The 25545-nt window shown below is 68.1% G+C and carries 19 protein-coding genes and 1 pseudogene; 8 read left to right on the top strand and 12 right to left on the bottom strand.

Annotated elements, in window-relative coordinates:
- Positions 1–17 precede the first annotated feature (17 nt).
- Together ADBZ6K_RS01945 and ADBZ6K_RS01940 are read left to right on the top strand one after the other, a co-directional pair.
- Positions 18–1562 carry a PucR family transcriptional regulator gene (locus tag ADBZ6K_RS01945; protein WP_526344126.1) on the top strand — a complete coding sequence of 515 codons (1545 nt, stop codon included), beginning with the start codon at positions 18–20 and terminating at the stop codon, positions 1560–1562.
- 117 nt (positions 1563–1679) lie between these two features.
- On the top strand, positions 1680–2966 hold the full coding sequence (locus ADBZ6K_RS01940; RefSeq protein WP_526344125.1) for an adenylate/guanylate cyclase domain-containing protein: 1287 nt from the start codon (positions 1680–1682) through the stop codon (positions 2964–2966).
- Here the strand turns inward: ADBZ6K_RS01940 and ADBZ6K_RS01935 are convergent, their stop codons facing one another.
- From ADBZ6K_RS01935 to ADBZ6K_RS01910, 6 genes are read right to left on the bottom strand one after another with little or no spacing between them, the layout of a single operon-like run.
- On the bottom strand, positions 2967–4787 hold the full coding sequence (locus ADBZ6K_RS01935) for a DUF2339 domain-containing protein (protein WP_526344124.1): 1821 nt from the start codon (positions 4785–4787) through the stop codon (positions 2967–2969). It abuts the gene before it with no gap.
- Between the two features lie 57 nt (positions 4788–4844).
- Complete coding sequence (locus ADBZ6K_RS01930) at positions 4845–5501, bottom strand: response regulator transcription factor (RefSeq protein WP_526344123.1); 657 nt, start codon at positions 5499–5501, stop codon at positions 4845–4847.
- The gene (gene macS, locus ADBZ6K_RS01925; protein WP_526344122.1) at positions 5494–6651 is read right to left on the bottom strand and encodes a MacS family sensor histidine kinase; all 1158 of its coding nucleotides are present in this window, start codon (positions 6649–6651) and stop codon (positions 5494–5496) included. Before macS ends, ADBZ6K_RS01930 begins: the two co-directional genes overlap by 8 nt.
- The gene (locus ADBZ6K_RS01920; RefSeq protein WP_526344351.1) at positions 6652–7404 is read right to left on the bottom strand and encodes an amino acid ABC transporter ATP-binding protein; all 753 of its coding nucleotides are present in this window, start codon (positions 7402–7404) and stop codon (positions 6652–6654) included.
- 44 nt (positions 7405–7448) lie between these two features.
- Positions 7449–8369: an amino acid ABC transporter permease gene (locus ADBZ6K_RS01915; RefSeq protein ID WP_526344121.1), complete on the bottom strand. Its 921-nt coding sequence runs from the start codon at positions 8367–8369 to the stop codon at positions 7449–7451.
- 10 nt (positions 8370–8379) lie between these two features.
- Complete coding sequence (locus ADBZ6K_RS01910; RefSeq protein ID WP_526344120.1) at positions 8380–9318, bottom strand: ABC transporter substrate-binding protein; 939 nt, start codon at positions 9316–9318, stop codon at positions 8380–8382.
- A 150-nt stretch (positions 9319–9468) separates the two neighbouring features.
- Between ADBZ6K_RS01910 and ADBZ6K_RS01905 the strand changes: the two genes are divergently transcribed.
- The 6 genes from ADBZ6K_RS01905 to ADBZ6K_RS01880 all read left to right on the top strand — a co-directional run bounded on the left by ADBZ6K_RS01905 (position 9469) and on the right by ADBZ6K_RS01880 (position 16318).
- On the top strand, positions 9469–10047 hold the full coding sequence (locus tag ADBZ6K_RS01905; protein WP_526344119.1) for an HdeD family acid-resistance protein: 579 nt from the start codon (positions 9469–9471) through the stop codon (positions 10045–10047).
- Positions 10048–10123: 76 nt separating this feature from the next.
- Complete coding sequence (locus ADBZ6K_RS01900; RefSeq protein ID WP_526344118.1) at positions 10124–11584, top strand: cytochrome ubiquinol oxidase subunit I; 1461 nt, start codon at positions 10124–10126, stop codon at positions 11582–11584.
- Positions 11585–11637: 53 nt separating this feature from the next.
- Entirely contained in the window at positions 11638–12678 is a 1041-nt protein-coding gene (cydB, locus tag ADBZ6K_RS01895; RefSeq protein WP_526344117.1) for a cytochrome d ubiquinol oxidase subunit II, read from the top strand.
- 32 nt (positions 12679–12710) lie between these two features.
- Positions 12711–14276 (top strand): thiol reductant ABC exporter subunit CydD, encoded by a 1566-nt coding sequence (cydD, locus tag ADBZ6K_RS01890; protein ID WP_526344116.1) that lies wholly within the window; start codon positions 12711–12713, stop codon positions 14274–14276.
- Complete coding sequence (locus ADBZ6K_RS01885; RefSeq protein ID WP_526344115.1) at positions 14263–15771, top strand: ATP-binding cassette domain-containing protein; 1509 nt, start codon at positions 14263–14265, stop codon at positions 15769–15771. Before cydD ends, ADBZ6K_RS01885 begins: the two co-directional genes overlap by 14 nt.
- Positions 15772–15790: 19 nt before the next feature.
- Positions 15791–16318: a DUF4190 domain-containing protein gene (locus tag ADBZ6K_RS01880; RefSeq protein ID WP_526344114.1), complete on the top strand. Its 528-nt coding sequence runs from the start codon at positions 15791–15793 to the stop codon at positions 16316–16318.
- On the opposite strand, the pseudogene ADBZ6K_RS01875 reads toward ADBZ6K_RS01880, so the two are convergent.
- The 6 genes and pseudogenes from ADBZ6K_RS01875 to ADBZ6K_RS01850 all read right to left on the bottom strand — a co-directional run bounded on the left by ADBZ6K_RS01875 (position 16315) and on the right by ADBZ6K_RS01850 (position 25541).
- Positions 16315–17087 (bottom strand): annotated as a pseudogene (locus tag ADBZ6K_RS01875) (acyl-CoA thioesterase domain-containing protein). The gene ADBZ6K_RS01880 and the pseudogene ADBZ6K_RS01875 sit on opposite strands and share 4 nt — an antisense overlap.
- A 28-nt stretch (positions 17088–17115) precedes the next feature.
- Positions 17116–18534, bottom strand: a complete 1419-nt coding sequence (gene pyk / locus ADBZ6K_RS01870; protein ID WP_526344113.1) for a pyruvate kinase — start codon at positions 18532–18534, stop codon at positions 17116–17118.
- A 40-nt stretch (positions 18535–18574) separates the two neighbouring features.
- Positions 18575–20077 carry a glutamate synthase small subunit gene (gene gltD / locus ADBZ6K_RS01865; RefSeq protein ID WP_526344112.1) on the bottom strand — a complete coding sequence of 501 codons (1503 nt, stop codon included), beginning with the start codon at positions 20075–20077 and terminating at the stop codon, positions 18575–18577.
- Positions 20070–24653: a glutamate synthase large subunit gene (gene gltB, locus ADBZ6K_RS01860; protein WP_526344111.1), complete on the bottom strand. Its 4584-nt coding sequence runs from the start codon at positions 24651–24653 to the stop codon at positions 20070–20072. The genes gltD and gltB overlap by 8 nt, the downstream gene beginning before the upstream one ends.
- Positions 24654–24736: 83 nt before the next feature.
- Positions 24737–25153 carry a DUF2752 domain-containing protein gene (locus ADBZ6K_RS01855; protein ID WP_526344110.1) on the bottom strand — a complete coding sequence of 139 codons (417 nt, stop codon included), beginning with the start codon at positions 25151–25153 and terminating at the stop codon, positions 24737–24739.
- Positions 25140–25541 (bottom strand): NINE protein, encoded by a 402-nt coding sequence (locus tag ADBZ6K_RS01850; protein WP_526344109.1) that lies wholly within the window; start codon positions 25539–25541, stop codon positions 25140–25142. Before ADBZ6K_RS01850 ends, ADBZ6K_RS01855 begins: the two co-directional genes overlap by 14 nt.
- Between the last annotated feature and the right edge of the window lie 4 nt (positions 25542–25545).

The raw sequence follows: 25545 nt of genomic DNA, 5'->3' as shown, positions 1-25545 counted from the left end.
GTTCGACACTGGTGTCCATGCGAGGGTCGATGCAGTCATCGGTGTTGACCGTGGCCGAGTTGGTGACAGACCCGGAACTCGGGCTGCAATTGGTCGCGGGCGAGTCCAACGCCAACCGAGAGATCGAGGCCGCGGCCGTCTCGGAACTGCCCAGGCCGGGGAGCTGGCTGCAGGGTGGCGAGTTGCTGCTGACCATCGGGCTGGTGCTGCCGGACACCGTGGCCGGCTGCCGCGCCTACCTCGCCGACCTCGACGCGGCCGGGGTGCGAGCGGTGGGCCTCGGCCTCGGCGCGGATCTGCCCCACCAGCGCGCCCCCGAACGGTTGATCACCGCGGCCGAGGAGATCGCGATGCCCCTGCTCACGGTGCCCGATCCGGTGCCGTTCATCGCCGTGACGAAGGCGGTGTTCGCACACCGGGCGCGTGCCGAGCGCCGCGAGCTGGAATGGGCGCTGCAAACACAGCGGGCGCTGACCGCAGCGGCGGTCACACCGGGCGGGCTGCACGGCATACTCGTCGCACACCGCGCGGCGACCGGGCGCACCGGCGTGGTGATCGACCTGCTGGGCCGGGTGCTGGCCGAGACGGACTCCGGCGGCGAACGGTTGGTGGCACAACTGGACGGGTTGCTGAATTCGGTTCGCCACCAAGGTCTTACGGCGGCGGGAGTCGACATCGGCGATGGCCGCCGCCGCGAGCTGCATCCGCTGGGGGCCCGCAGGCTGCGAGCCTGGCTGATGATCGACGGACCCGCAGAGCTACCGGCCGCCAACCAGATCTCCGGCGATCTGGTGTCGCTGCTGTCGCTGGAACTGGAGCGCCGCTACGGCCTGACCACCTCGCAGCTCCGCGGCCGGGCCCAGACAATGGAGCGGCTGGCCCGGGGCACCGTCGACGACGTGGTCGCTGCGCGATGGCTGGCGGCGGTGGGCCTTCCCGACGCGGACCTGCGGGCCGCCGCGATCGCCGCGCCCGGTGATGCCGACGACCTGGCGGCCGACCTGATCACCACGCTGCCCGACGCCCTGGTGCGGATCTCACTTCCGGACGCGCGGACCAAGGAGGCAGTCGTCGAGTTCGCGGTGTCACCGGACACGGACCTGCCCGGCGTGCTCGACACCCTGGCGGCGGGCCGGCCCGCGGGCATCGGCATCGCGGTGCGGCCGGGAGCACTTGTGGTGTCGCTACGGCAGGCCCGATCGGCATTGCCCGCCAGCCGGGTACGGGGCCGACACGTGCATGCAGCGGAGGTCGCGAGCAGCCGACTGCTGCTCACCGCCGTCGGAGCGCCCGCCCTGCAGACTTTCGCCGACGCCGTGCTCGGACCGCTCGACGCCTCCGAGCGCGCCGCCGAGCTGCTGCGCGGGCTGGCCGCCTTCCTCGAACACAACGGGCAGTGGGCGGCCGCCGCGGCTGCCCTCGACGTACACCGGCACACCATGCGGAATCGGATCGAGGCGATCGAACGGCTCACGGGCAGACGCATGGAGTCCGCACAGGACCGCCACGAGATGTGGCTGGCTCTGCGCGCCCGCGACGCCGCACGAATGTCGGCCGACTGAGCCGACTGCCGCCGGGCTCTGCTTAATTGCCCGGCCCGCCGGGCTCTGCTTAATTGCCCGGCCCGCCGGGCTCTGCTTAATTGCCCGGCCCGCCGGGCGCGGCGATACGCTTCTGCCGTGGCGGTCAGCCAACTCCGGCGGTCTGTGTGTATCCCCCAGGTGGCGCTCGACAGCCGGGCGGCCCAGTCGGCGTACGAAGCCGGAGGCGCCGTCAGCCGACTGAGGGTGCTGAGGATCGCTGCGTGGATCGCGACGGCCGTCCTGACGGCGTTCGGGTTGTTGCAGTTGGTGCTCGGCGGCGACCTCCGCACGCTGGGCCTGGCCAACATCGCGTGCGCCGGGATCTTCCTCTCGATTCCCCGGCTGTGCCGGTTCGGGGAGCTGGCGGCCCCGCTGACGTTCTTCGTCGTCGCCTATCTGTCCGTGTCGTTCAGCTGCTATTCGGTGGGCACGGGCGCCGGGCTGCAGTTCTACTTCCTGGTCAACGCGTCGCTGGTGGTTCTGGTGCTTGGCATCGAGCGGATCCTGCTGGCCGCGGCTCTCGCCGCGGCGGGCATCGCCGCGACCGTCGCACTCGAACTGCTCGTGCCGCACGATCGGGGCCTCGGGCCGCCGTGGGTGCTGACCGCCGGGTTCATCACGTCGGCGGTGTCGGCGTCGGTGATGATCTTCGCGACCGTGTGGTTCGCGCTGCGAGAGATCGCCCGTGCCGAGCGGGCGCGCGAAGAGGAGTACCGACGCTCCGAGACGCTGCTGGCCAACATCCTGCCCACCACGATCGCTCAGCGGCTCAAGGACCCGCAGCGCACGATCATCGCCGACAAGTACGACGACGCCTCGATCCTGTTCGCCGACATCGCCGGCTTCACCCAGCGGGCCAGCGACACCGCGCCTGCCGATCTGGTCCGATTCCTCGACACGCTGTACACCGACCTCGACGCGCTCGTCGACCGGCACGGCCTGGAGAAGATCAAAACCAGCGGCGACTCCTACATGGTGGTGGGCGGCGTACCCCAGCCCAGGCCCGACCACCTGGAAGCCCTGGCCGGCCTGGCGCTGGACATGGCCGCCGCCGTCGCCGACCTCAAGGACCCCCAGGGCAGGGCTGTCCCGCTCCGCATCGGGTTGGGGACCGGGCCCGTCGTCGCCGGCGTCGTCGGCGCCAGGAAGTTCTTCTACGACGTGTGGGGAGACGCCGTCAACGTGGCGTCGCGCATGGAGACCACGGATGTCGCGGGCCGGATCCAGGTGCCTGAGGACGTCTACGAACGGATCAAGCACGCGTTCGTGCTCGAGGAGCGTGGCGACGTCGACATCAAGGGCAAGGGCGTCATCCACACCTGGTACCTGGTCGGGCGACGCCCCGGCGACAGCCTGCTCAAACCCTACGGTTCTCGGATTTGATCAGCGAGGCTGCTGGTCCTGCTGGGCGAGCAGTCGTGCATAGCCGGCTCCCATCCCAAGGAGCACGAGGCCGACGACGATGAACACCACCACGCGGAAGATGCCGTCGAGGGTGCCGAGGTCGAAGAGGAACAGTTTGGCCGTCGCGGCGGCGACCAGCGCAAGGCCACCGGCGATCGGCAGTGACCGCTGCTCCTTGGGCCGGCGTGCGGCGTAGCCGAACAACCCCGCGGCCGTGGCGATCCAGCAGATCGTCGCGGCCATGTGACCGGCCAGGAAGCCCCCGTCCGGCCCGCCTGTCAGCACCCCCGCGGTGACGGTGAAGGTGGTCACCGCGTAGAGCATCACGGTGGCCGCGGTGGCCCACAACACCCGCGCCACGTCCGCATCGACCGGCTGGTCATCCGATTCGTGACCACCGTGTTCCCATGCCCACACGATCGCCGCCGCGCAGCACGCCACCAACACGCTGGCGATCAACGTCGACACCGCGTCCGGTGTGCTCATCGCGCCGGCCTCGACGAGCACGCGCGGCGGGGCGTAGCTGAGGTAGACCGCGCCGCCCACGGCCGCGAATCCGAGGGCCGACCATCGCGCGATGTCGTCGCGGCGGCCGGCGATGGCGACCACCACCGCCATCGCGAGCAGCACGGGCCCCGCGATCTCGCCGTCGAACGCGACGGTGACCGCGATCAGCGCGGCGATCGCCGCGATCGCCGACCAGATCTGCGCGACGATCCCCGCCACCCCGGGCAGCCTGCCACCGAGCTGGACGACGGCGAGCATGGCCGCCGACAGCGCGCCGACCATCAGGGCGGCGGGGATCCGGTCGACGGCGAGAGATACGCACAGTAGGGGCAGCACACCCGCACCCGTCAGCAGGGCCATCGCCGCCCGGTTGGCGGTGCCGGGAAGCAGCAGCAACGCGCCGACGAGGGCCAGCAGGGCGGCGATCGCGCACGCTCCGGCCAGCCACAGATCCTGCCCGGCGCCGAAGGCCGCCCCGAGCAGGGCGACGAGAAGGGGAAGCGCGGATGCCGCGGTGCGCGCGGCGTGCAGCCAGATCCAGTCCTTGCCCAGCTGCACCGGAAGCGAGGCCGCCGCCAGCGCCAGCATGAAGGCGATCAGCATCATCGTGATGCCGTCGGTGACCACAGGCGCCAAACCGATCAGCGGCACCAGCACCAGCAGCCCGAGATGTTCGGAGCCCCACCGCCGGGCCAGCGCGAGCCCGCCGCCGCCGATCAGGGCCGCGATCGCCAGGCCCGCGGGAGCGGGAACCCAGCCGTACACGGTCGTCACGGCGACGACGTCGATGTACGCGGCGGCCACCCCGGTGGCGGCCAGCGCGATGGCGCCCACCCTGCCGCCGGGCCGGGCGTGCAGCCAGGTGCCCGCACCGACCAGTGCCGCGGCGAGCACCATGCCTGCGGCGACCCGGATCTCGGGACGCAGCATCCCGGCCTGGGCCGCCAGCACGAGAAGCAGCGCGACACCGATGAGGGTGACGGTGACGCCGGCGACGGCGAGCACCTTGCCGATCCAGCCCTCCGACCGCGGCGTCGGCTGCTGGGGCGCGGGCGCGGGGACATACGGCCGCGGCACGTAGGGGAGCCCAGGCGCGGGTGCATAGTGCTGCTGCGCGTACTGCTGCTGAATGTGCGGCGGCGGAACATACGGCTGCGCCGGGACCGCCGGTGGCCGCTCGGTGAGCAGCCGGTCGAGTTCGGTCAGATCCGCGGAAACCCGGGCCAGCTGCTGGGAGATCGCGGCGAAATCCGCCGAGAGCCGGGCGATGACGGCACGATGCACATCGGTCATGTGCCCATCGTGGCGTCCGGGAGCGCACCGCGGATGAGTAGGACTACCCGAATCGGGTCACTCGTCGAGCCCGTGTTCGATTGCGTAGCGGGTGAGCTCGACCCGATTGGCGAGCTGCAGCTTACGGAAGGTCGCCTGCACGTGGTTCTCGACGGTTCGGTGACTCAGCGACAGCCGCGCTGCGATCTGCTTGGCGGACAACCCTTTTGCCACATGGCGCAGCACCTCCGTCTCGCGTTCGGTGAGCCTGGCGGTGTCCGGCCCCGCCCCGGGGGCACGTGCCATGCGCCTGTACTCGCCAAGCACCAGGCCGGCCAGGCCCGGGGTGAACACCGCCCTGCCCTCGGCAGTGGCGCGCACGGCGTCACCCAGTTCGGCCTTCGACGCACTCTTGACCAGATAACCGGTGGCGCCGGCCTTGACCGCCTCCAGCACGTCATCACGCTCATCGGAGGCCGACAGCACCAGGATCCGGGAGCCCGGTGAGACGGTGAGCACCTCCGCGGTCGCCAGGGCGCCGTCGCCGTCCCGCAGCCGCATGTCCATGACAACGACGTCGGGTTGCACGGCGGCTGCGCGGCGACGCGCCGAGGCCACGCCGTCGGCGGTGGCGACCACGTCGAAACCGTCGTCGGCGAGGTCGCGCGCCACCGCGTCGCGCCAAATGGGATGGTCGTCGACCACCATCACCGTCGGCGTTGCCCGCTCAGCCATGCCGACCGTCCCTCTCTGGCGGCCGGGGCACCGTCAGCTCCCATTCCGTGCCGCAGCCGGGCCCGGTGCTCAGCCGCGCGCTGCCGCCAAGCCAATCCAACCGTCCGACAATCGATTTGGCCACACCGAGGTGGCCGTCGCGGGCGGCTTCCTCGAGCCTGCCCGGCGCGATGCCCGCCCCGTCGTCACGAATGCTGACGGTCACCGCATCGCCGAGATCCTCGAGCAACACGTACGCGCGCGCACCGGATCCGGCGTGCGCGGCGACATTGTCCAGCGCGTTGACCACGGCCGCATCCAGCTCGCGGGCCACACCGGAGTCCAGCAGCACCGGATCGGCGGGCAGACTCACCGACACTCGATCGGACGCGCGCTTGTGCAGCATCGCTCCGATGTCGCTCATCCGATCGTCCGGGCGGGTGACATCGGTGTCCCCGGAACTGACCAGCCGCCGCAGCGCACGTTCCTGCTCACCCGCCAGCTCCGCTAATTGTGCTGTCTCACCACCGATTTCACGCCCACGCCGAGATACCAGCGCAAGCACTTGAATGGCGCCGTCGTGCACGTGGCGCGATAGCCGCTCACGTTCCTCCAGCGCCGCCGACAGCCGAGCGACGCGATCCAGTTCGGCGTGCGCACGTCTGGCCGTCTGCGCGGCCATACCGACGGCCAGCCCGACGGCCAGCTCGATGACGATCGTCGCGTTGCGCCCGAGATCCACATTGACGGCCCCACCCGCCATCGCCTTGAGCGTGGCAGCCGCCGCCATCACCACCGTTCCCGCGAGCATGCCCGCGATCGGCCCGAGCAGGATCGCGGCGGAGATGGTCGCGTTCGTCGCCCATAGAGTGGTCGGCCAGGATTGATTGTCCTGCACCCACTCGTCGGTGGCGACGACCTTGGTGGACAGCATCAGCAGCACAACGGCCACCAGCTCGCCGAGCACCCACACCCGCCGTCGGCCGAACCCCTGCAAGTAGGCCGCCGCGCAGGCGATGCTTGTCGCGGTCAGGACCGCGAGCAACATCCAGCCGACGAATGGCCGCTGCAGGTCACGATTGACCGCGATGTGAAAGCCAAGGGCGTAAACACAACTAAGCAGCCGGAACACCTGCGCGGCGCGCCATAGCGGGGTGGCCGGGTCAGGCATCTACATGACTTTGGACAGAAACGCCTTCGTGCGTTCGTGTTGCGGGTTGAGCATGACCTCGCGCGGATTGCCCCGCTCGACGACGACGCCGCCGTCCATGAAGACCACCTCGTCGGCGACCTCGCGGGCGAAGCCCATCTCGTGAGTGACGACCACCATCGTCATGCCCTCGCTGGCGAGTTTCTTCATCACACCGAGCACCTCGCCGACGAGTTCGGGGTCCAGCGCCGAGGTGGGCTCGTCGAACAGCATCAGCTTCGGATTCATCGCCAGCGCACGGGCGATCGCCACTCGCTGCTGCTGGCCACCGGACAGTTGCGCCGGGTAGGCGCCGGCCTTGTCAGCCAGGCCGACCTGGTTGAGCAGATCCCTGGCGCGTTCGGCCGCTTCCTTCTTTTTGACGCCCTTGACCTGAATCGGTGCCTCGACGATGTTGCCAAGCGCGGTGCGGTGCGGGAACAGGTTGAAGTGCTGGAACACCATCCCGACCTCGCGGCGCTGCTTGGCGACCTCGCTCGGCTTCATTTCGTGCAGTTTGCCGCCCCGCTCGCGATAGCCGACGAGGTCGCCGTCGACATAGAGCCGGCCCGCGCTGACGGACTCCAGGTGGTTGATGCAACGCAGGAACGTCGACTTGCCCGAACCCGATGGGCCGACCAGGACCAGCACCTGCCCCTTGCCGACCTCCAGCGTGATGCCCTTGAGCACCTTGAGCGCGCCGAAATCCTTGCAGACGAGTTCTGCCTTGACCATGGGTGTGGCGATCGCGTCGGTCCTGGCCGTGGTCTTGGTCATGGTCATACGCCTCCCGTATTGGACTCGGTCTGCGCCTTGGCCAGCGCCTCGAGCTGCTTGGTCGTCAGCTTCCTGGTCGCCCCGCGGGAGAAGTAGCGCTCCAGGTAGAACTGCCCCACCATCAGGATGCTCGTCACCACGAGATACCAGGTGGCCGCCACGAGCAGCAACGGAACCGGCTCGAAGATCCGGGCGGCGATCTCGCGCATGGCGATGCTGTAGACGTCGTACGCATACGGCACGGCGGTCACCAGCGACGTGGTCTTGAGCATGCTGATGATCTCGTTGCCGGTCGGCGGGATGATCACGCGCATCGCCTGCGGGAGCACCGTGCGCCGCATCGCCAGCCCCCACGACATGCCCAGCGCCGTCGAGGCTTCCAGCTGACCCTCGGGAACCGAGCTGATACCCGCCCGGATGATCTCCGCCATGTACGCGGCCTCATTGAGCGCCAGACCGAGCACGGCGAGGAGGAAGGGGATGGACAGCGCCTGCAGATTGAGGTGGAAGAACGACGGCCCGAACGGGATGCCGAGCTGAATGTTCTGGTAGATCACCGGGATCAGGCCCCAGAACACCAGCTGGACGTAAATGGGCGTGCCGCGGAAGATCCACAGGTACACCCATGACACGGACCGGAACACCGGGTTGGGTGACAGGCGCATCACCGAGAGGATCACTCCCAGCACTATCGCCAGCACCATCGAGTACACGGTCAGCTGCAGGGTGTTGAACACCCCGAGCAGGATCCGCTCGTTGAACAGGTACTCGAAGTATGTGGCCCAGCCGTACGCCGGATTGGTGGCCGCCCCGTAGAGGAACAGCCCGACCAGGACGACGATGACGACCGCCGCCACCCATCGCCAGGGATGACGTAGTGGAACGGCGTCAATGGCTTGTGGCGGCGTGTCGACATCAGTCATGTGCGCGTCCTTACGAGATCGCGCCGTTGATCACCGGCTTATCGATCATTCCGTCCTCCAGACCCCAGTTGGCTGCGATCTGCTTGTAGGCACCGGTTTCGATGAGGTGCTCGAGGGCCTGCAGCATCGACTGGGCCAGCGGCGAACCCTTGGCGACCGGCCAGCCGTACGGCGCGGAGTCGAAGACATCGCCGGCCTTCTCGAGCTTGCCGTTGCTCTGCTTGATCGCGTAGAGCGTCACGGGCGAATCCGCCGACATCGCATCGGCCTGTCCCAGCACGACGGCGTTGGTCGCGGCGTCCTGGCTGTCGAACGGGATGACCTCGATCGCCGGCTGGCCGGCGTCGGTGCACTTCTTGCTCCTGGCCGGAAGCTCGTCGGTTTCCTGCGTGGTGGTCGCCTGGACGGCGACCTTCTTGCCACAGGCGTTCTCGGGGTCGATCCCGCTGCCTGCGCGCTGCGCCCACAGGGAGCCCGCCGAGAAGTAGGTGACGAAGTCGACCGTCTGCTCACGTTCCTTGGTGTCGGTGAACGAGGACATGCCGGCATTGAAGGTGCCACCCTGGATGGACGGGATGATCCTGGCGAAGTCGGCCTCGCGGTACTCTGCCGTCAGGCCGAGGGTCGACGCGACGGCGTTCATCAGGTCGACGTCGAAGCCGACGATCTTGCCGCTGGGATCCTTGAACTCGTTCGGGGCATAAGGGATGTTGACGCCGACGATCAGCTTGCCCGTCGACTTGATGTCCTCCGGAACGGTTTCGGCGATCGCATCGACCTTGTCCGCCTGCGCCGCGGTCGTCTCGGTTGTCGGCTCGCTGGATTCGGGGCTGCTCGAGCATCCCGCGAGGACCATCGCACCACCGGCGGCGAACGCCACCGCAAAGCGCCAGAACTTTCCTCGTCGGGGTTGACATCCACCTGACACGGTTGCCTCAACTTTCTGCATCGGGCCGCGCGTCGCCTTAACCGCGACGACGTTAACGGCCGTTGGCCCAGCGCGCACTGCCGGTAACGGAACATTAACGACCCCGCACCGATGCCACAGCCGTACTGTTAAATCCGCGCTGGTTGGCCAGGTTTGTGCCACACTGCGCGCATGCAAACCACTGCTCCCCCAAGCCTCTTGCAGCATTTCTGGAAGACGACGCTGCTGTCGGGGATCCTTGCGGTGCTCCTCGGTGTCATGATCCTGGCCTGGCCCGCGAAGACGATTCTGGTCGCCGCCGTGTTCTTCGGCGCCTACCTCCTGGTGACCGGCATCACCCAGGTGGTCTTTGCGTTCAGCCTGCATGTGTCGGCGGGCGGGCGGGTGTTGCTGTTCATCAGCGGAGCGGCTTCGCTGATTCTGGCGGTGCTGAGCTTCAGGAACTTCGGCGAGGGCTACGCCATTCTGCTGCTGGCCATCTGGATCGGCGTCGGGTTCATCTTCCGCGGCGTCGCGACGGCCGTCGCGGCGATCAGCGATCCCACCATGCCCGGCCGGGGCTGGGAGATCTTCATCGGCGTGATCAGCCTACTGGCGGGTGTCGTCATGCTCGGCGCACCGTTCGACTCACTGGCCACCCTGACCATCGTCGTCGGCGCCTGGCTGATCGTGATCGGTGTGTTCGAGATCGTTTCGTCGTTCGGAATCCGCAAAGCCAGCAAGCAACTGTCGCTGACGAACCCGTCGTAAACTGCGGATGTGGCCGATCGTGAAAGTAGCTACTACACTTCGTCGTAATTTCGCTGAGTAGCCCGGAAGAGGCCCCATGGACGTTGTTGATGTGTCTCGGTGGCAGTTCGGCATCACCACCGTCTACCACTTCATCTTCGTCCCACTCACGATCGGTCTCGCACCGCTGATCGCGATCATGCAGACCGTCTGGGTCGCCACCAACAATCCGGCCTGGTACCGGTTGACCCGCTTTTTCGGCAAGCTCTTCCTTATCAACTTCGCGATGGGCGTGGCCACCGGCATCGTCCAGGAGTTCCAGTTCGGCATGAACTGGAGTGAGTACTCGCGGTTCGTCGGCGACATCTTCGGCGCGCCTTTGGCGTTCGAGGGCCTGGTGGCGTTCTTCTTCGAATCCACGTTCATCGGGCTGTGGATCTTCGGATGGAGTCGCCTGCCGCGTCTGGTGCATCTGGCGTGTATCTGGCTGGTGGCCTTCGGCGTCAACGCCTCCGCCTACTTCATCATCGCCGCGAACTCCTTCATGCAGCATCCCGTCGGTGCGACGTTCAACCCCGAAACCGGCCGCGCCGAACTGGTCGATTTTGGTGCGCTGCTGACCAACAACACGGCCATATGGGCGTTTCTGCATGCCGTCACGGCCGCGTTCCTGACCGCGGGAACGTTCGTGGCGGCGGTGTGCGCGTGGCTGATGGTCCGCTCGCACTCCCGCGGCGGCGAGGAAACCGAAGCCCGCACGATGTACCGTCCGGCGACGATACTTGGCAGTTGGGTGGCGATGGTCGCCGCTGTCGGTCTGCTCATCACCGGCGACGTCCAGGGCAAGCTGATGTTCGTGCAGCAGCCGATGAAGATGGCGTCGGCAGAATCGCTGTGCCACACCGAGACGGACCCGCTGTTCTCCGTGCTCACCGTCGGCACCCACAACAACTGCGACAGCGTGATCCGCGTCATCGAGGTGCCCTACGTCTTGCCGTTCCTGGCCGAGGGCAAGTTCACCGGTGTCACGCTGCACGGCGTCGAAGACCTTCAGGTGCAGGCCGAAGAGAAGTTCGGGCCGGGCAACTACCGGCCCAATCTGTTCGTCACGTACTGGTCGTTCCGCGCGATGATCGGGTTCATGGCCGTCCCGGGCGCGTTCGCGCTCCTGGCGCTGTGGCTGACGCGCGGCGGCCGCATACCCGACAACCGGTGGTTCGGCAGGTTCGCGGTGCTGACCATCCCGACGCCGTTCCTGGCCAGCTCGGCCGGCTGGGTATTCACCGAGATGGGCCGCCAACCGTGGGTGGTGGTACCCGCCCCGGACGGCGACCAGCTGGTGCGGCTGATGGTGCAGGACGGCGTGTCCAATCACGCTCCGGGAACGGTGCTGTTCTCACTGGCGGTGTTCACGCTGTTGTACGGAGCCCTTGCGGTGGTGTGGTTCTGGCTGATGCGCCGCTACGTCATCGAGGGCCCACTGGAGCACGATTCCGAACCGGCGCCGCCCACCCCGCCAGACAAAGACGACGTGGCACCCTTGTCGTTCGCCTACTGATGTCATTCGCGTACTGACCGCCGACCCAGCCCAACAGGAGGGTAGGACCGACCGTGGGACTGCAGGAACTGTGGTTTGTCCTGATCGCCGCACTCTTCCTCGGCTTCATCGTGCTGGAAGGATTCGACTTCGGCGTCGGAATGCTGATGGCCCCGCTGGGAGCCGTCGGCGACGGCGACGCCGACACCCGCAGGCGCACCGTGCTCAACACCATCGGCCCGGTGTGGGACGGCAACGAGGTGTGGCTGATCACCGCGGGTGCGGCGATGTTCGCCGCGTTCCCGGAACTGTATGCGACGCTGTTCTCCGCGCTGTACCTGCCGCTGCTGGCCATCCTGTTCGCGATGATCGTCCGCATCGTCGGGATCGAGTGGCGCGGCAAGATCGACGACCCGCACTGGCGCCGGTGGGCCGACATCGGCATCGCGATCGGCTCATGGCTGCCCGCTCTGCTGTGGGGCGTCGCATTCGCGATCCTGGTACGCGGGCTGCCGATCGACGCCGACGGACGGGTCGACCTGTCCATCGGGGACGTCCTCAACGCCTACACGCTGCTGGGCGGGCTGGCCACCACCGCGCTGTTCCTGTTCTACGGGTCGGTGTTCATCGCGCTGAAGGCCGCCGGGTCGGTGCGCGAGGACGCATTCCGGTTCAGCAGACCGCTGGCCATCGCGGCCGTGGTCCTGGCAGGAGGTTTCGGGTTGTGGACCCAGCTGGCCTACGGGAAGGGCTGGACATGGCTGGCGCTGGGTGTGGCCGTGGTGGCTCTGCTGGCCGCCGTCGCCCTGATGTGGTCGCGTACCCGTGAGGGCTGGGCGTTCGTGGCCATGATGACGGTGCTCGCCGCGGTCGTAGTGCTGTTGTTCGGCTCGATGTATCCCTATGTGCTGCCGTCCACCCTCGATCCGGAATGGGGCCTGACCATCTTCAACGCCTCGTCGTCGGCATACACGTTGCGGATCATGTCCTGGGCGTCGCTGACCCTGCTTCCGCTGATCATGGGCTACCAGGCCTGGTCCTATTGGGTGTTCCGCAAGCGCATCTCCGCCGACCACATCCCGCATTCCATCGGATTGTCGAGGCGCACGAACTGAACCTCCTTCGCGCGCCGGCGGCATCGCGGGCGATGCGGCGTTATCTGGTCGCATCGGTGGTCTGCGGTGTGGCCATCGCGGCGGCGACGATCGCCGCGGCCGTGGTGACGGCCGGGGTCGTGGCGGGCATCATCACCGAACCCGGCACGCGTACGGTCGCCCACTGGACCGGGCCGCTGCTGGCCCTCTGCGGACTGTGGCTCGTTCGTGCCGTCGCCCAGTGGCTTCAGGGCCGCCTGTCGCAGAGCGGGGCCACGGCAGTCATCGGCGAGTTGTCCAGCCAGGTGCTGCGGACCGTGACGGCGCTGCCGCCGCACCGGCTTGCCGAACGCCGCGACGCCGCCGCGGTGGTGGTCACCCGCGGGCTCGACGGACTTCGGCCGTACTTCGCGAACTACCTGCCCGCCGTGCTTCTCGCGGGGATCCTCACCCCCGCCGCTGTGCTGGTGATCGCCCTGTACGACATCGAGTCGGCGGTCATCGTGCTGATCGCACTGCCCCTGATCCCCATTTTCATGATCCTGATCGGGCTGGTCACCCGGGACCGCTCGGCGGCGTCGCTGGCCGCCATGACCACGCTGCAGTCCCGGCTGCTCGACCTGGTCGCGGGCCTGCCCACCCTGCGGGCGTTGGGCCGGGCCACCGGCTCCGCCCAGCGGATCGCCGAATTGAGTGCGGCCCATCGGCGTTCAGCGATGTCGACGCTGCGCATCGCGTTCCTCTCGGCGTTCGTGCTCGAACTGCTGGCCACCCTCGGTGTCGCACTGGTTGCCGTCAGCGTCGGGCTTCGGCTGGTGTTCGGCGATGTGACGCTGCAGGCCGGGCTGACGGCCCTGCTGCTGGCTCCAGAAGTGTTCTGGCCGTTGCGCCGTGTGGGCATGGAGTACCACGCGGCGCAGGACGGGAAGACCGCCGCCGAGAAGGCCGCCGACCTCCTCGATACCCTTACCCCCGCGCCCGCGGGCACGACGACGGTGGATGCGGCGCGCGCCGTCATCCGCGTGGAGGCATTCGAAGCCGACATCGTCCCGGGCCGCGTGACCGTACTGACGGGTCCGAACGGGGCCGGGAAAAGCACAGCGCTGCAGGCGATCCTCGGCCTGACCGCGCCGTCGTCGGGCCGCGTTCTGGTGGACGGTGTGGACGTGGCCGAGCTGGACCCGACGGCGTGGTGGCATCAGATCGCCTGGCTGCCCCACCGTCCGGTGTTGATCCCGGGCACGCTGCGTGAGAACCTCGAACTCTTCGGGCCCCTCGCCGACATCGACAACTGCTGCCGGACCGCGGGTTTCGATGCGGTACTGGATGCACTGCCCGACGGCCTGGACACTCTCATCGGCCGGGGCGGGGTGGGGTTGTCGCTGGGTCAGCGGCAGCGACTGGGTCTGACCAGGGCACTGGGCTCCCCCGCGCCGGTGCTGCTGCTCGACGAGCCCACGGCGCACCTGGACGAGGCGCTGGAAGACCGGGTGCTCGAGGCGATCGCGGCGCGGGCCAGGACGGGTGCGACCGTGGTCGTCGTCGGACACCGCAGGCCGGTCGTGGCGATCGGGGACGTCGTCGTGCACGTCGGGAGTGGCGCGCTTGTTCCGCGATGACCCTCTGCCGCTGACCATCGGGCTGCTGCGGCCGCGGTTGCCGAAGCTGTTGGCCGCGGTCGCGCTGGGGGTGCTGTCGCTGGGCAGCGCGCTGGCGCTCGCCGGCGTGGCCGCGTGGCTGATCACCAAGGCATGGCAGATGCCGCCGGTGCTCGATCTCACCGTTGCCGCCGTCGCGGTGCGCGCGTTCGGCATCTCCCGCGGCGTGTTCGGCTACTGCCAGCGCCTGGTTTCGCACGACGTGGCGTTGCGCGCCGCTGGGAATGCCCGCACCGGGCTGTATCTGCGCCTGGCCGAGGCGCCGACCGAAGTCGTGATGCGACTGCCCAGCGGCGAGTTGGTGGCCCGCGTCGGCGCATCGGTGGACGACCTGTCCGATGTGCTGGTGCGCGCCGTGCTGCCGATCGCCGTCGCGGTGGTGCTGTCGGCGGCCGCCGTCGGGGTGATCGCGGTGATCTCACCGGCCGCGGCCCTGGTGCTGGCACTGTGTCTGTTGATCGCGGGCGTGGTCGCACCCGCGATGTCGGCCAGGGCCGTCGCTGCCGCCGAAGCCGTTGCCGCCGAGAATCATTCGGATCGGGACGGGGCGACCATGCTCGCCCTCGAGCACGCGCCGGAGCTGCGGGTCGGTGGGCGTCTCGATGCGATCATCACCGAATCCGAACGCCGGCATCGGGATTGGGGACACGCCATCGACCGCGCGGCAGCGCCGGCCGCACTCGCCGCCGCCGTGCCCAGCGTGGCAATCGGCGCCAGCGTGATCGGTGCCGTCATCGCCGCGATGTCGCTGGCGGGCACCGTCGCCCCGACCACGCTGGCTATCCTGATGCTGTTGCCGCTGTCGGCGTTTGAGGCCACCACGGCCCTTCCCGGCGCCGCCGTCCAGCTCAGCCGCTCGCGCATCGCCGCCCGACGCCTGCTTGACCTCACCGCACGCGACGCGCGCCTGCGGCCGCGTCCGACCGCGCGCACCGTGCCGCTCGAGCCCGGTGACCGGCTAGCCGTCACCGGCCCGAGCGGATCGGGGAAGACCACCCTGCTGATGGCGATCGCTGACGAGCTGGCCGAAACACCCGGTCAGGCAGCGTTTTTCGCCGAGGACGCCCACCTGTTCGCCACCACGGTGCGGGACAACCTCTTGGTCGCCAACGGCTCCGCCGCCGACGACGACCTGCTCGCGGCTGTGCGGCGGGTCGGTCTCGGCGAGTGGCTCGACGGCCTGCCCGACGGCCTGTCCACCGTGCTCGTCGGTGGTGCGGCGGCGGTTTCGGCGGGTCAGCGCCGACGGTTACTGCTTGCCAGAGCCCTGATTTCGCCGTTTCCACTGGTCCTGCTCGATGAGCCCACCGAACACCTCGACGCCGCGGACAGCGGGCGCATCCTGACCGAACTCCTCACGCCCGGCGGCCTTTTCCCGCCCGATCGCACGGTCGTCGTCGCAACACACCACCTGCCTGGCGATCTCGGCTGCCGCCGCCTCTGCCTGGGCCCTTAAGCGAGTAACCTGGGAAATCGTGACCGAGTCGGATAAGCCGGGGCAGCCACCGCCTTGGAACCCACCGCCACCTCCGCCGTATCCTTACGGCGCCTATCCGGGCAGCTATCCGCCCCCTCCGCCGCAGCCGTATTCCGGCTATGGGCAGCCGCCGCCTCCTCCGCCCGCGCCGAAGAACGGGCTGGGCGTCGCGGCGCTGGTGCTGGCGATCCTGGCGCTGATGTCGGTGTGGTCGGTGGCCGGCGGCATTGTCCTGGGTCTGGTCGCGGTCATCCTCGGCTTCGTGGCGCGTGGCCGCGTCAAACGGCGTGAGGCCACCAACGGTGGTGTCGCCATCGCGGGAATCGTGCTGGGATTCCTGGCGATCGCCGTGTCGCTGGTCTTCATCGCGATATGGGTGGCCGTGTTCCGCGAGGTGGGCGGCAGCGACTACGTCGACTGCCTGTCCCGTGCGGGCACCGACGAGCCGGCGGTGCAGCGGTGCGCCGACCAGTTCCGCGACCGTATCGAGGACCGGTTCAGCGTGACCATCGCGCCGACGACCTAACCGGGGAAATACTTGACGATGCCCTCCTGAACGACGGTGGCGAGCAGTCGTCCAGAGCTGTCGAAGAAGTGACCCGTGCCCAGCCCCCGCGACTCGGCCGCGACCGGCGACGACGTGGAGTACAGGACCCACTCGTCGTGGTGTCCGAGGAATAGACCAGCGCCGCCGTGTGCAGGACCGGATCGTCGGGCATGTCCTTCTCGGTCTTCAGCCAGACACGGTTGTGGCTGAGCCGCTCCCCCTTGTCACGCATCACCCAGGCCGGATCGTTGGTGTAGCGCCACTCGATGGGACGCAACGCGTTGACGAACTGCGGGACGGTCTCCTCATAGCCGCGGAGCAGCTCGTCGATCCTCGGCAGCGTGACCGGGTCGGGGACGTCGGGCGGCTCAATCCCGTGCTCGAGCCCCCGCCCCCCGGACAGGTAAGCGACCAGCGCGGTGGCGATCAGCGTGCCGTCCTGCACGACGTCCACGCGCCGGTTGGCGAACCGCCGCTCGTCGCGCAGCCGCACGACGTGGAAGTCGAGGTCGGCCGCCGGATCGCCGCCGGCGATGAAGTGCACCGACAGCGTGCTCGGCGGCAGGCTCGCCCGCACGGTGCGACTGGCCGCGACGAACGCCTGCGCCATCATCTGGCCGCCGAACGTGCGCGGCGGGTTCTTGTGCGGATGACGGCCGGTGAATACGTCGCTGCCGTCGGTGTGCGTGCCGCGGTGGGCGAGGTCGAGAATCGCCAACAGTTCGTCGAAGTCCGAGCCGCCGGCCATGTCGGCCCGCCGCTTGTTCGTCGTCCTCCTAAACGTCGTCCTCCCCGATACGGTGCACGTGGATCAAATTGGTCGAGCCGACGGTCCCGGGCGGCGCGCCTGCGACGATGACGACCAGATCCCCGCGCTTGTAGCGGGCCAGCTCGAGCAGGGACCGGTCCACCTCGCGGATCATCCCGTCGGTGCTCTTCATGTGATCGACGATGAACGTCTCGGTTCCCCACGTCAGCGCCAGCTGGCTGCGCACCTCGGGCAGCGCGGTGAACGCCAGCACCGGCAGCGGGGTGTGCAGCCGTGCCAGCCGCCGCACGGTGTCACCGGACTGGGTGAACGCGACCAGCGCCTTGGCGTCGAGTCGTTCGCCGATATCACGGGCGGCGTAGGAGATCACGCCGCGCTTCGTGCGTGGCACGTGGGTCAGCGGCGGCACGGACACCGAGTTGTCCTCGACGGCCCGGATGATGCGTCCCATCGTCCGCACCGAATCGAGCGGGTACTTACCCACCGAGGTCTCACCGGAGAGCATCACCGCGTCCGCGCCGTCGAGCACCGCGTTGGCGACGTCGGAAGCCTCGGCCCGGGTGGGCCGGGAGTTCTCGATCATCGAGTCCAACATCTGGGTGGCCACGATGACGGGTTTGGCGTTCTCCCTTGCCATTTGGATGGCGCGCTTCTGAACCAGCGGGACTTCCTCCAACGGCAGCTCGACGCCGAGGTCGCCGCGGGCCACCATGATCGCGTCGAACGCCAGCACGATCGCCTCGAGATTGTCGATCGCCTCCGGCTTTTCCAGCTTCGCGATCACCGGCACGCGCCTGCCGACGCGGTCCATCACCTCGTGGACGAGCTCGATGTCGGCCGGCGACCGCACGAACGACAGGGCGACCAGGTCGACGCCGAGATTCATCGCGAACTCCAGGTCCGCGATGTCCTTCTCCGACATGGCGGGCACCGAGACGTTCATCCCCGGCAGCGAGATCCCCTTGTTGTTGCTGACGGGTCCGCCCTCGGTGACCTGGCAGACGACGTCGCTGCCGTCGACGTGCTCGACCACAAGTGCGACCTTGCCGTCGTCGACCAGCAGCCGGTCCCCGGGAGACGCGTCGGCAGCGAGGTTCTTGTACGTCGTCGACACCCGGTCGTGGGTGCCCTGGCAGTCCTCGACGGTGATCCGCACCGTCTCCCCGGTGGCCCAGACCGTCGGTCCGTCCGCGAAGCGCCCCAACCGGATCTTCGGGCCCTGCAGGTCGGCCATGATGCCGACAGCCCGCCCGGTGACGTCGGAGGCCGCCCGCACCCGCTTGTAGGAGGCTTCGTGGTCGGCGTAGTCGCCGTGGCTGAAGTTCATTCGGGCTACGTCCATACCCGCTTCGACGAGTGCCCGTACAGACTCGTCTGTCGAGGTGGCGGGGCCGAGGGTACAGACGATCTTTCCGCGTCTATTCACGTTGGCTCAGCCTAGTCCCCTTCGGGCGAGTACGACGGACTTATAGGACGGCAAGCGGCAGCGCACTCGGTTTCACCGGCTCGGGCAGGTCGGATTCACCCATCAGGTACGTGTCGACGGCATGCGCGGCGCTGCGACCCTCCGCGATCGCCCACACCACCAACGACGCGCCACGATGGGCGTCGCCGCAAACGAACACGCCTGGGGCGTCGGTCTGCCAGTCCGATCCGCACGGCAGCGCGCCGCGCCGATTGAGTTTCAGGCCGAGGCCGTCGAGCAGCGCCATATGCTCCACACCCTCGAAGCCGATCGCGAGCAGGGCCATGTCACAAGGAATTTCCAGCGAGTCCCCGACCGGCAGGATCGTGCGGCGTCCCGAGGCGTCGCGCTCGACCTTGACCTCGGCGATCTCCATGGCGCGCACGTTGCCCTTGTCGTCGCCGAGGAAACGCTGCACCGCCACCTGATACCGGCGGTCGCCACCCTCGGCGTGCGCGGGCGAGGTGCGCAACACCAGCGGCCAGGTCGGCCACGGCGAGCGGGAATCGTCGCGATACTCCGGCGGTTCGGGGTTGTAGTCCAACTGCGTCACCGACTTTGCGCCCTGCCGGTGCGCGGTGCCCAGGCAGTCCGCACCGGTATCACCGCCGCCGATGATCACCACATGGCGGTCCTTGGCGGACACCTCCGACGGGCCGTCGCCCTCGCACTCCTTGTTGGCGGGCACCAGGTGTTCCATGGCCAGGTGGACGCCATCGAGATCGCGTCCCTCGACGTCGTTGTCCCGTGCCCGCAGCGCGCCCACTGCCAGCACGACGGCGTCGTGCTGAGCGTTGAGCTGTTCGACCGTGAGATCGACGCCGACCTCGCAGTCCGTGACGAAACGTGTACCCTCGGCGCGCATCTGGCTCAGCCGTTGGTCGAGGGTGCTCTTCTCCAGCTTGTATTCCGGGATGCCGTAACGCATCAGGCCGCCCAGCCGGTCGTCGCGTTCGTACACGGTGACGTCATGGCCTGCGCGCGTGAGCTGTTGCGCCGCGGCCAATCCCGCCGGCCCGGAGCCGACCACCGCGACCCGCTTGCCGGTCGAGATCGCCGCAGGCTGCGGTTCGACGGTGCCGTCCATCCAGGCCTGGTCGACGATGGTCTGCTCGATGCGTTTGATGGTGACGCTGCCGCCCGTCTGCTCCTCTGCGATCGACAGCACACAGGCGGCCTCACACGGTGCGGGACAGAGCCTGCCGGTGAACTCCGGAAAGTTGTTGGTGGCGTGCAGCCGATCGCTCGCGGCGTCCCATCGTCCGCGTCGCACAAGGTCATTCCACTCCGGGATCAGGTTGCCGAGCGGGCAACCGGCAGTTCCGGAGTGGCAGAACGGGATTCCACAGTCCATGCAGCGGCGGGCCTGCTGGGACACCTCGCCGGAGCGTTCGTGCGGATCCTGGCTCTCGTACACCTCACGCCAGTCCCCGACGCGCTCGTCGACCGGGCGCTTGGCGGCTTCGACCTTGACAACTTTGAGAAATCCGGTGGGATCAGCCACGGCTGGCCTCCATGATCGCAGTGTCGACGTCGCGGCCCTCAGCCTTGGCCATCCGGGTGGCTTGCAGGACACGCTGGTAGTCGGTGGGCATGATCTTCGTGAATTGCGCACTGCGCCTTGGCCAATCGGAGAGCAGCGAGGTGGCCACCGTGCTGCCGGTGTACCTGGCGTGTTTGCCCACCACCTCGTGCAGCCAGGTCAGGTCCTCGGGGTCGAGCCGCTGCAGTTCGACCATCTCGGTGTTGACCTTCGCAGGGTTCAGGCCGTGGACGAACGCGATGCCGCCGGACATTCCCGCGGCGATGTTGCGGCCCGTCTTGCCGAGCACGACGACCCGGCCACCCGTCATGTACTCGCACGCATGGTCGCCGACGCCCTCGACCACGGCCAGCGCGCCGGAGTTGCGGGCGCAGAAGCGCTCACCGACCTTGCCCCGCAGGAAGACCTCTCCCGAGGTCGCGCCGTACAGCAGGGTGTTACCCGCGATGACGTTGTCCTCGGGCAGGAACAGCACGTCGTCCGGCGGTCGGACGACCACCCGTCCTCCGGAGAGTCCCTTGCCCACATAGTCATTGGCATCACCGACGAGTTCGAGGGTGACACCGGGCGGCAGGAACGCGCCGATCGACTGGCCGGCCGACCCGGTCAGCGTGACGTGAATGGTGTCATCGGGCAGCCCCTGCGCCCCGTAGCGCCTGGTGACCTCCGAACCCAGCAGCGTCCCCACCGTGCGGTTGACGTTGCGGACGGGGAGTTCCAGACGCACCGGGTGGGCGTCCTCCAGCGCGCCCTCGGCCAGCTGAATGAGGGTGCGGTCCAACGCCTGGTCCAGACCGTGGTCCTGGCCACGCACCCGCCTGCGCTGGGTGAGCTCGCCGCCATGTGAGTCGGTGGGGACGTTGAAGATCGGGGTCAGGTCCAGTCCGCGGCTCTTCCAATGCGCCACACCTTCGGCCGTGTCGAGCAATTCGGCGTGGCCGACGGCCTCGTCGATGCTGCGGAAGCCCAGCTCGGCGAGGTACTCGCGGATGTCCTCGGCGATGAACCGGAAGTAGTTCTCCACGAACTCGGGCTTGCCGTTGAACCTGGCCCGCAGTTCGGGGTTCTGGGTGGCCACACCGACCGGGCAGGTGTCCAGGTGGCAGACGCGCATCATGATGCAGCCGGACACCACCAGAGGTGCGGTGGCGAAGCCGTACTCCTCCGCGCCCAGCAACATGGCGACCACGACGTCGCGCGCCGTGCGCATGCCACCGTCGCACTGCACGGTGATGCGATCGCGAAGTCCGTTGAGCACCAGCGTCTGCTGGGCGTCTGCCAGCCCGATCTCCCACGGAGCGCCCGCGTGTTTGAGCGAGGTCAGCGGCGCCGCGCCGGTGCCGCCGTCGTATCCGGAGATGAGCACGACGTCGGCGTGCGCCTTGGAGACGCCGGCCGCGACGGTGCCGACCCCGACGCTGGCCACCAGTTTGACGTGGATGCGGGCGTCCGCGTTGGCGTTCTTCAGGTCGTGGATAAGCTGCGCCAGATCCTCGATCGAGTAGATGTCATGGTGCGGCGGGGGTGAGATCAATCCGACGCCTGGCGTGGAGTGCCGGGTCTTGGCGATGTTCGGATAGACCTTGTAACCCGGAAGCTGGCCTCCCTCACCGGGTTTGGCGCCCTGAGCCATCTTGATCTGGATGTCGGTGGCGTTGACCAGGTAGTCGCTGGTGACGCCGAACCGGCCGGATGCGACCTGTTTGACGGCGCTGCGCCGGCTCGGGTCGTACAGCCGGTCGACGTCCTCTCCGCCCTCGCCGCTGTTGGACCGGCCACCGAGCTTGTTCATCGCGATGGCCATGGTCTCGTGGGCCTCGGCAGAGATGGACCCGTAGCTCATGGCGCCGGTGTTGAATCGCGTCACGATCGAGTCGACCGATTCGACCTCTTCGAGCGGGACGGCCGGGCGAACTCCCGTCTTGATGTCGAACAGCCCGCGCAGCGTACCGCCTTCGCGGGAGAGCCTGTTGACCTCCTCGGAGTACTGCGTGAAGACGTCGTGGCGGCCCGTCCTCGTCGAATGCTGCAGCAGGAACACCACTTCGGGGGTGAACAGGTGCAACTCGCCTTCGCGCCGGAAGGCGTACTCTCCACCGACCTCCAGGCGGCGATGGACGCGCTCGGTCGGGTTCTCCGGATAGGCGCGACGGTGACGGAGCTTGACCTCCTCGGCGATGACGTCGAGCCCGACACCGCCCAGCTGAGTGGGCGTTCCGGTGAAGTACTCGTCGATCATGTCGCGGTTGAGGCCGACAGCCTCGAAGGCCTGGGCGCCGGTGTAGGACGCGACGGTGGAAATGCCCATCTTGCTCATCACCTTCATGACGCCCTTACCGAGCGCTTTGAGGTAATTGCGCACCGCCGCGGCGGGTTCGATTCCGGTGAGCTCGCCTTCGCGGATCAGATCCTCGATGGATTCGAAGGCCAGGTAGGGGTTGACCGCCGCGGCACCGAACCCGATGAGTATCGCGATGTGGTGTACCTCGCGGGCATCGCCGGATTCGACGACCAGCGCGACAGTCGTGCGTTCCTTGGTGCGAACAAGGTGATGATGGACGGCGGACACGGCCAGCAGCGACGGGATCGGCGCCCTGGTGTGGTCGGAGTCGCGGTCCGAGATGACCAGAGTTCGTGCGCCTTTGGCGATAGCCTCCGAAGCGCGATGCTGAAGATCCTCGAGGGCGTCGGCCAGCCCGTCGCCGCCGCGCTCCACTTCGTAGAGGGCGCGCAGCACGGCGGTCTTGAGCCCGGGCTGCTCACCGTCGGCGTTGATGTGGACGATCTTGTTGAGTTCGTCGTTGTCCAGCACGGGCCAGCCCAGCAGGATCTGCCTGCACGACGCGGCGGACGGCTGAAGCAGGTTGTGCTCGGGTCCCATCACGCGCGACATCGAGGTAACGATCTCTTCGCGGATCGCGTCCAGCGGCGGATTGGTCACCTGCGCGAACAGTTCGATGAAGTAGTCGTAGAGGAGGCGCGAACGCTGAGAAAGCACCGCGATGGGGGTGTCGGTGCCCATCGAGCCGAGCGGCTCACCGCCAGAGGCTGCCATAGGGGTCAGCAGGATGCGCAGCTCCTCCTCGGTGTAACCGAACGAGATCTGCCTGCGCACAACCGATTCGTGGTTGGGCTGGACACGCGCCCGGTCGGGCAGCGACTTGAGGTCGAGCAGCCCGGCGTGCAGCCATTCGCTGTAGGGTTCGGCGGCTGCGAGTTCGCCCTTGATCTCCTCGTCGGGGATGATGCGCCCGGCGGCGGTGTCGATGAGGAACATCTTGCCCGGCTCGAGCCTGCCCTTCGCGACGATCTCTTCGGCGGGCATTTCGAGCACCCCGGCCTCGCTGGCCAGGATGATGCGGTCGTCGATGGTGCGCCACCATCTGCCGGGCCGTAATCCGTTGCGGTCCAACACCGCTCCGACGACGGTGCCGTCGGTGAAGGTGACGCACGCAGGGCCGTCCCACGGTTCCATGATCGACGCGTTGAACTGACAGAACGCCCGACGCTCCGGGGTCAGGGTGGCGTTGTTCTCCCACGCCTCGGGGATCATCATCATCACCGCGTGCGGAAGGCTGCGGCCGCCGAGGTGCAGAAGCTCCAGCGTCTGGTCGAAAGAGGCGGAGTCGGACGCGTCGGGTGTGCAGATCGGCGAGAGGCGTGAGAGATCGCCGCCGATGCATTCGCTCTCGAGCATGGCCTCGCGTGCGTGCATGCGGTTGCGGTTGCCGCGAACGGTGTTGATCTCGCCGTTGTGCGCGATGAACCGGAACGGGTGAGCCAGCGGCCAGGACGGGAAGGTGTTGGTCGAGAAGCGGCTGTGCACGATCGCAATCGCGCTCTTACAGCGCTCGTCGCGCAGGTCGGGGAAGAAGTGCGACATCTGCGGCGCGGTGAGCATGCCCTTGTAGGTGATGGTCCGGCTGGACAGGGAAGCGAAATAGACTCCCGTTCCGGTGGATTCGATTTCGGGTGTGACGTGTCCCGCACGCTTGCGCACGGGGTACACCAGCCGATCCAGCTCCAGCCCCGAGGGACGGACGCCAGCGCGCTCCGGTGCGGCGACGAACAACTGCGCCATGTGAGGCATACAGCCGAGCGCGGTCATGCCGACCTCGGCGCGGTCGGGGTCGACGGGCACCGCACGCCAGCCGAGGACCTCGACGCCCTCGTCGGCAGCGATCTCCTCGACACGGGCCCGCGCGGCTTCACGCACGACCGGGTCTTGCGGCATGAAGCAGATTCCGGCGGCGAAGGTGTTGCTGCCATCCGCCGCTGACGCCGGTAGCTCGAAGTCCACGACATCACGGAGCAACTCGACCGGCAACTGAAGCAGGATGCCCGCCCCGTCACCGCTGTTCGGTTCGGCCCCGGCCGCACCCCGGTGTTCAAGGTGCTCGAGGGCGACGAGCCCGTCGACGACAAGAGCGTGGGTTCGGCGGCCTTGAATGTCGGCGACCATGGCGACGCCACATGAATCCGACTCGTTCTCCGGGTCGTACAGACCCTGAGCTTCAGGCAAGGCCGAGAACAGCATCGAAAAGTACCTCCGCAGTTCGGAATTTCGCTTTCCGGGACTGCATCGGCCCGAGTATCGAGTGTATCAGCGCAGGTCGGACGCTACCCGGTGAGCAGAGTCGGGACTAGCGGGAATCCGGGGAGATTGCGCACCACCGTCCAACCGACGGTGGCTACCACGAGCACCACGATCGCAGGCACCGGCAGCAGCGGTCGGCCGGTTCGCCAGCGGACGAGCAGCCACGCCGCGAGCAGGGGTAGTCCCACCAGCAGGAAGGCGTTGTCGACGACGGCGGCCCCGACATCCCCGTGCAGGATGTCGTGGGTCATCCGGAGACCCCCGCAGGCGGGGCAGTTCCAGCCGGTGAGCAACTTGAAGGGACAGGGCGGAAACACGAATCCCGGGCTGTGCGGATCGCCGATGCCGACATAGGCGAGGCCGCCGACCACCAGCCCCCCGGTCCCGAGGACGGCATACAGCCGCCCGCGTCCACTGGAGGTGGTACTAGGTTCCGTCACGGAGCGGGCGCCCCTGAGGATCGCGGACCTTGTCGGTCAGGATGAGAATCGCGTCGATGATGCCCCAGATCACTGCGCCGATGCCGCAGGTGAGCAACCCGACGACGAGTTGTGCGACACCCAACCCGGTGTAGCCCAGGTAGATGCGACCGATGCCGACCAGACCCATCAGTCCCAGCAGCTGGAGGAGGCCGCCGACGACCTTGGACTTATCCGAAAATGGTTCCCCGGTCAGGGGGTGACGGCCGTAGGGCGCAGCGGGATCGGCGTACATGGGCGGGTACGGGCCGGGGGGTGGCGGATACGGCGGCAGATAACCAGCACCGGGAGGCGGTGGAGGCGGCGTCGAGCCCTCCGGATGTGTACCGAACTGCGACGGATCCGTCATTCGT

Origin of the sequence: Mycobacterium sp. (assembly GCF_044223235.1) — a bacterium.
Classification (GTDB): domain Bacteria; phylum Actinomycetota; class Actinomycetes; order Mycobacteriales; family Mycobacteriaceae; genus Mycobacterium.
This window is presented reverse-complemented; position numbering and strand designations above follow the sequence as displayed.

Bases quoted from the DNA above. Each gene is read 5' to 3' on its own strand.
- ADBZ6K_RS01945 (WP_526344126.1), top strand. From the start codon at position 18: ATGCGAGGGTCGATGCAGTCATCGGTGTTGACCGTGGCCGAGTTGGTG.
- ADBZ6K_RS01935 (WP_526344124.1), bottom strand. From the start codon at position 4,787: ATGACCGATGTGCATCGTGCCGTCATCGCCCGGCTCTCGGCGGATTTC.
- ADBZ6K_RS01930 (WP_526344123.1), bottom strand. From the start codon at position 5,501: ATGGCTGAGCGGGCAACGCCGACGGTGATGGTGGTCGACGACCATCCC.
- macS (WP_526344122.1), bottom strand. From the start codon at position 6,651: ATGCCTGACCCGGCCACCCCGCTATGGCGCGCCGCGCAGGTGTTCCGG.
- ADBZ6K_RS01920 (WP_526344351.1), bottom strand. From the start codon at position 7,404: ATGGTCAAGGCAGAACTCGTCTGCAAGGATTTCGGCGCGCTCAAGGTG.
- ADBZ6K_RS01915 (WP_526344121.1), bottom strand. From the start codon at position 8,369: ATGACTGATGTCGACACGCCGCCACAAGCCATTGACGCCGTTCCACTA.
- ADBZ6K_RS01910 (WP_526344120.1), bottom strand. From the start codon at position 9,318: ATGCAGAAAGTTGAGGCAACCGTGTCAGGTGGATGTCAACCCCGACGA.
- ADBZ6K_RS01905 (WP_526344119.1), top strand. From the start codon at position 9,469: ATGCAAACCACTGCTCCCCCAAGCCTCTTGCAGCATTTCTGGAAGACG.
- ADBZ6K_RS01900 (WP_526344118.1), top strand. From the start codon at position 10,124: ATGGACGTTGTTGATGTGTCTCGGTGGCAGTTCGGCATCACCACCGTC.
- cydD (WP_526344116.1), top strand. From the start codon at position 12,711: ATGCGGCGTTATCTGGTCGCATCGGTGGTCTGCGGTGTGGCCATCGCG.
- gltB (WP_526344111.1), bottom strand. From the start codon at position 24,653: ATGCTGTTCTCGGCCTTGCCTGAAGCTCAGGGTCTGTACGACCCGGAG.
- ADBZ6K_RS01850 (WP_526344109.1), bottom strand. From the start codon at position 25,541: ATGACGGATCCGTCGCAGTTCGGTACACATCCGGAGGGCTCGACGCCG.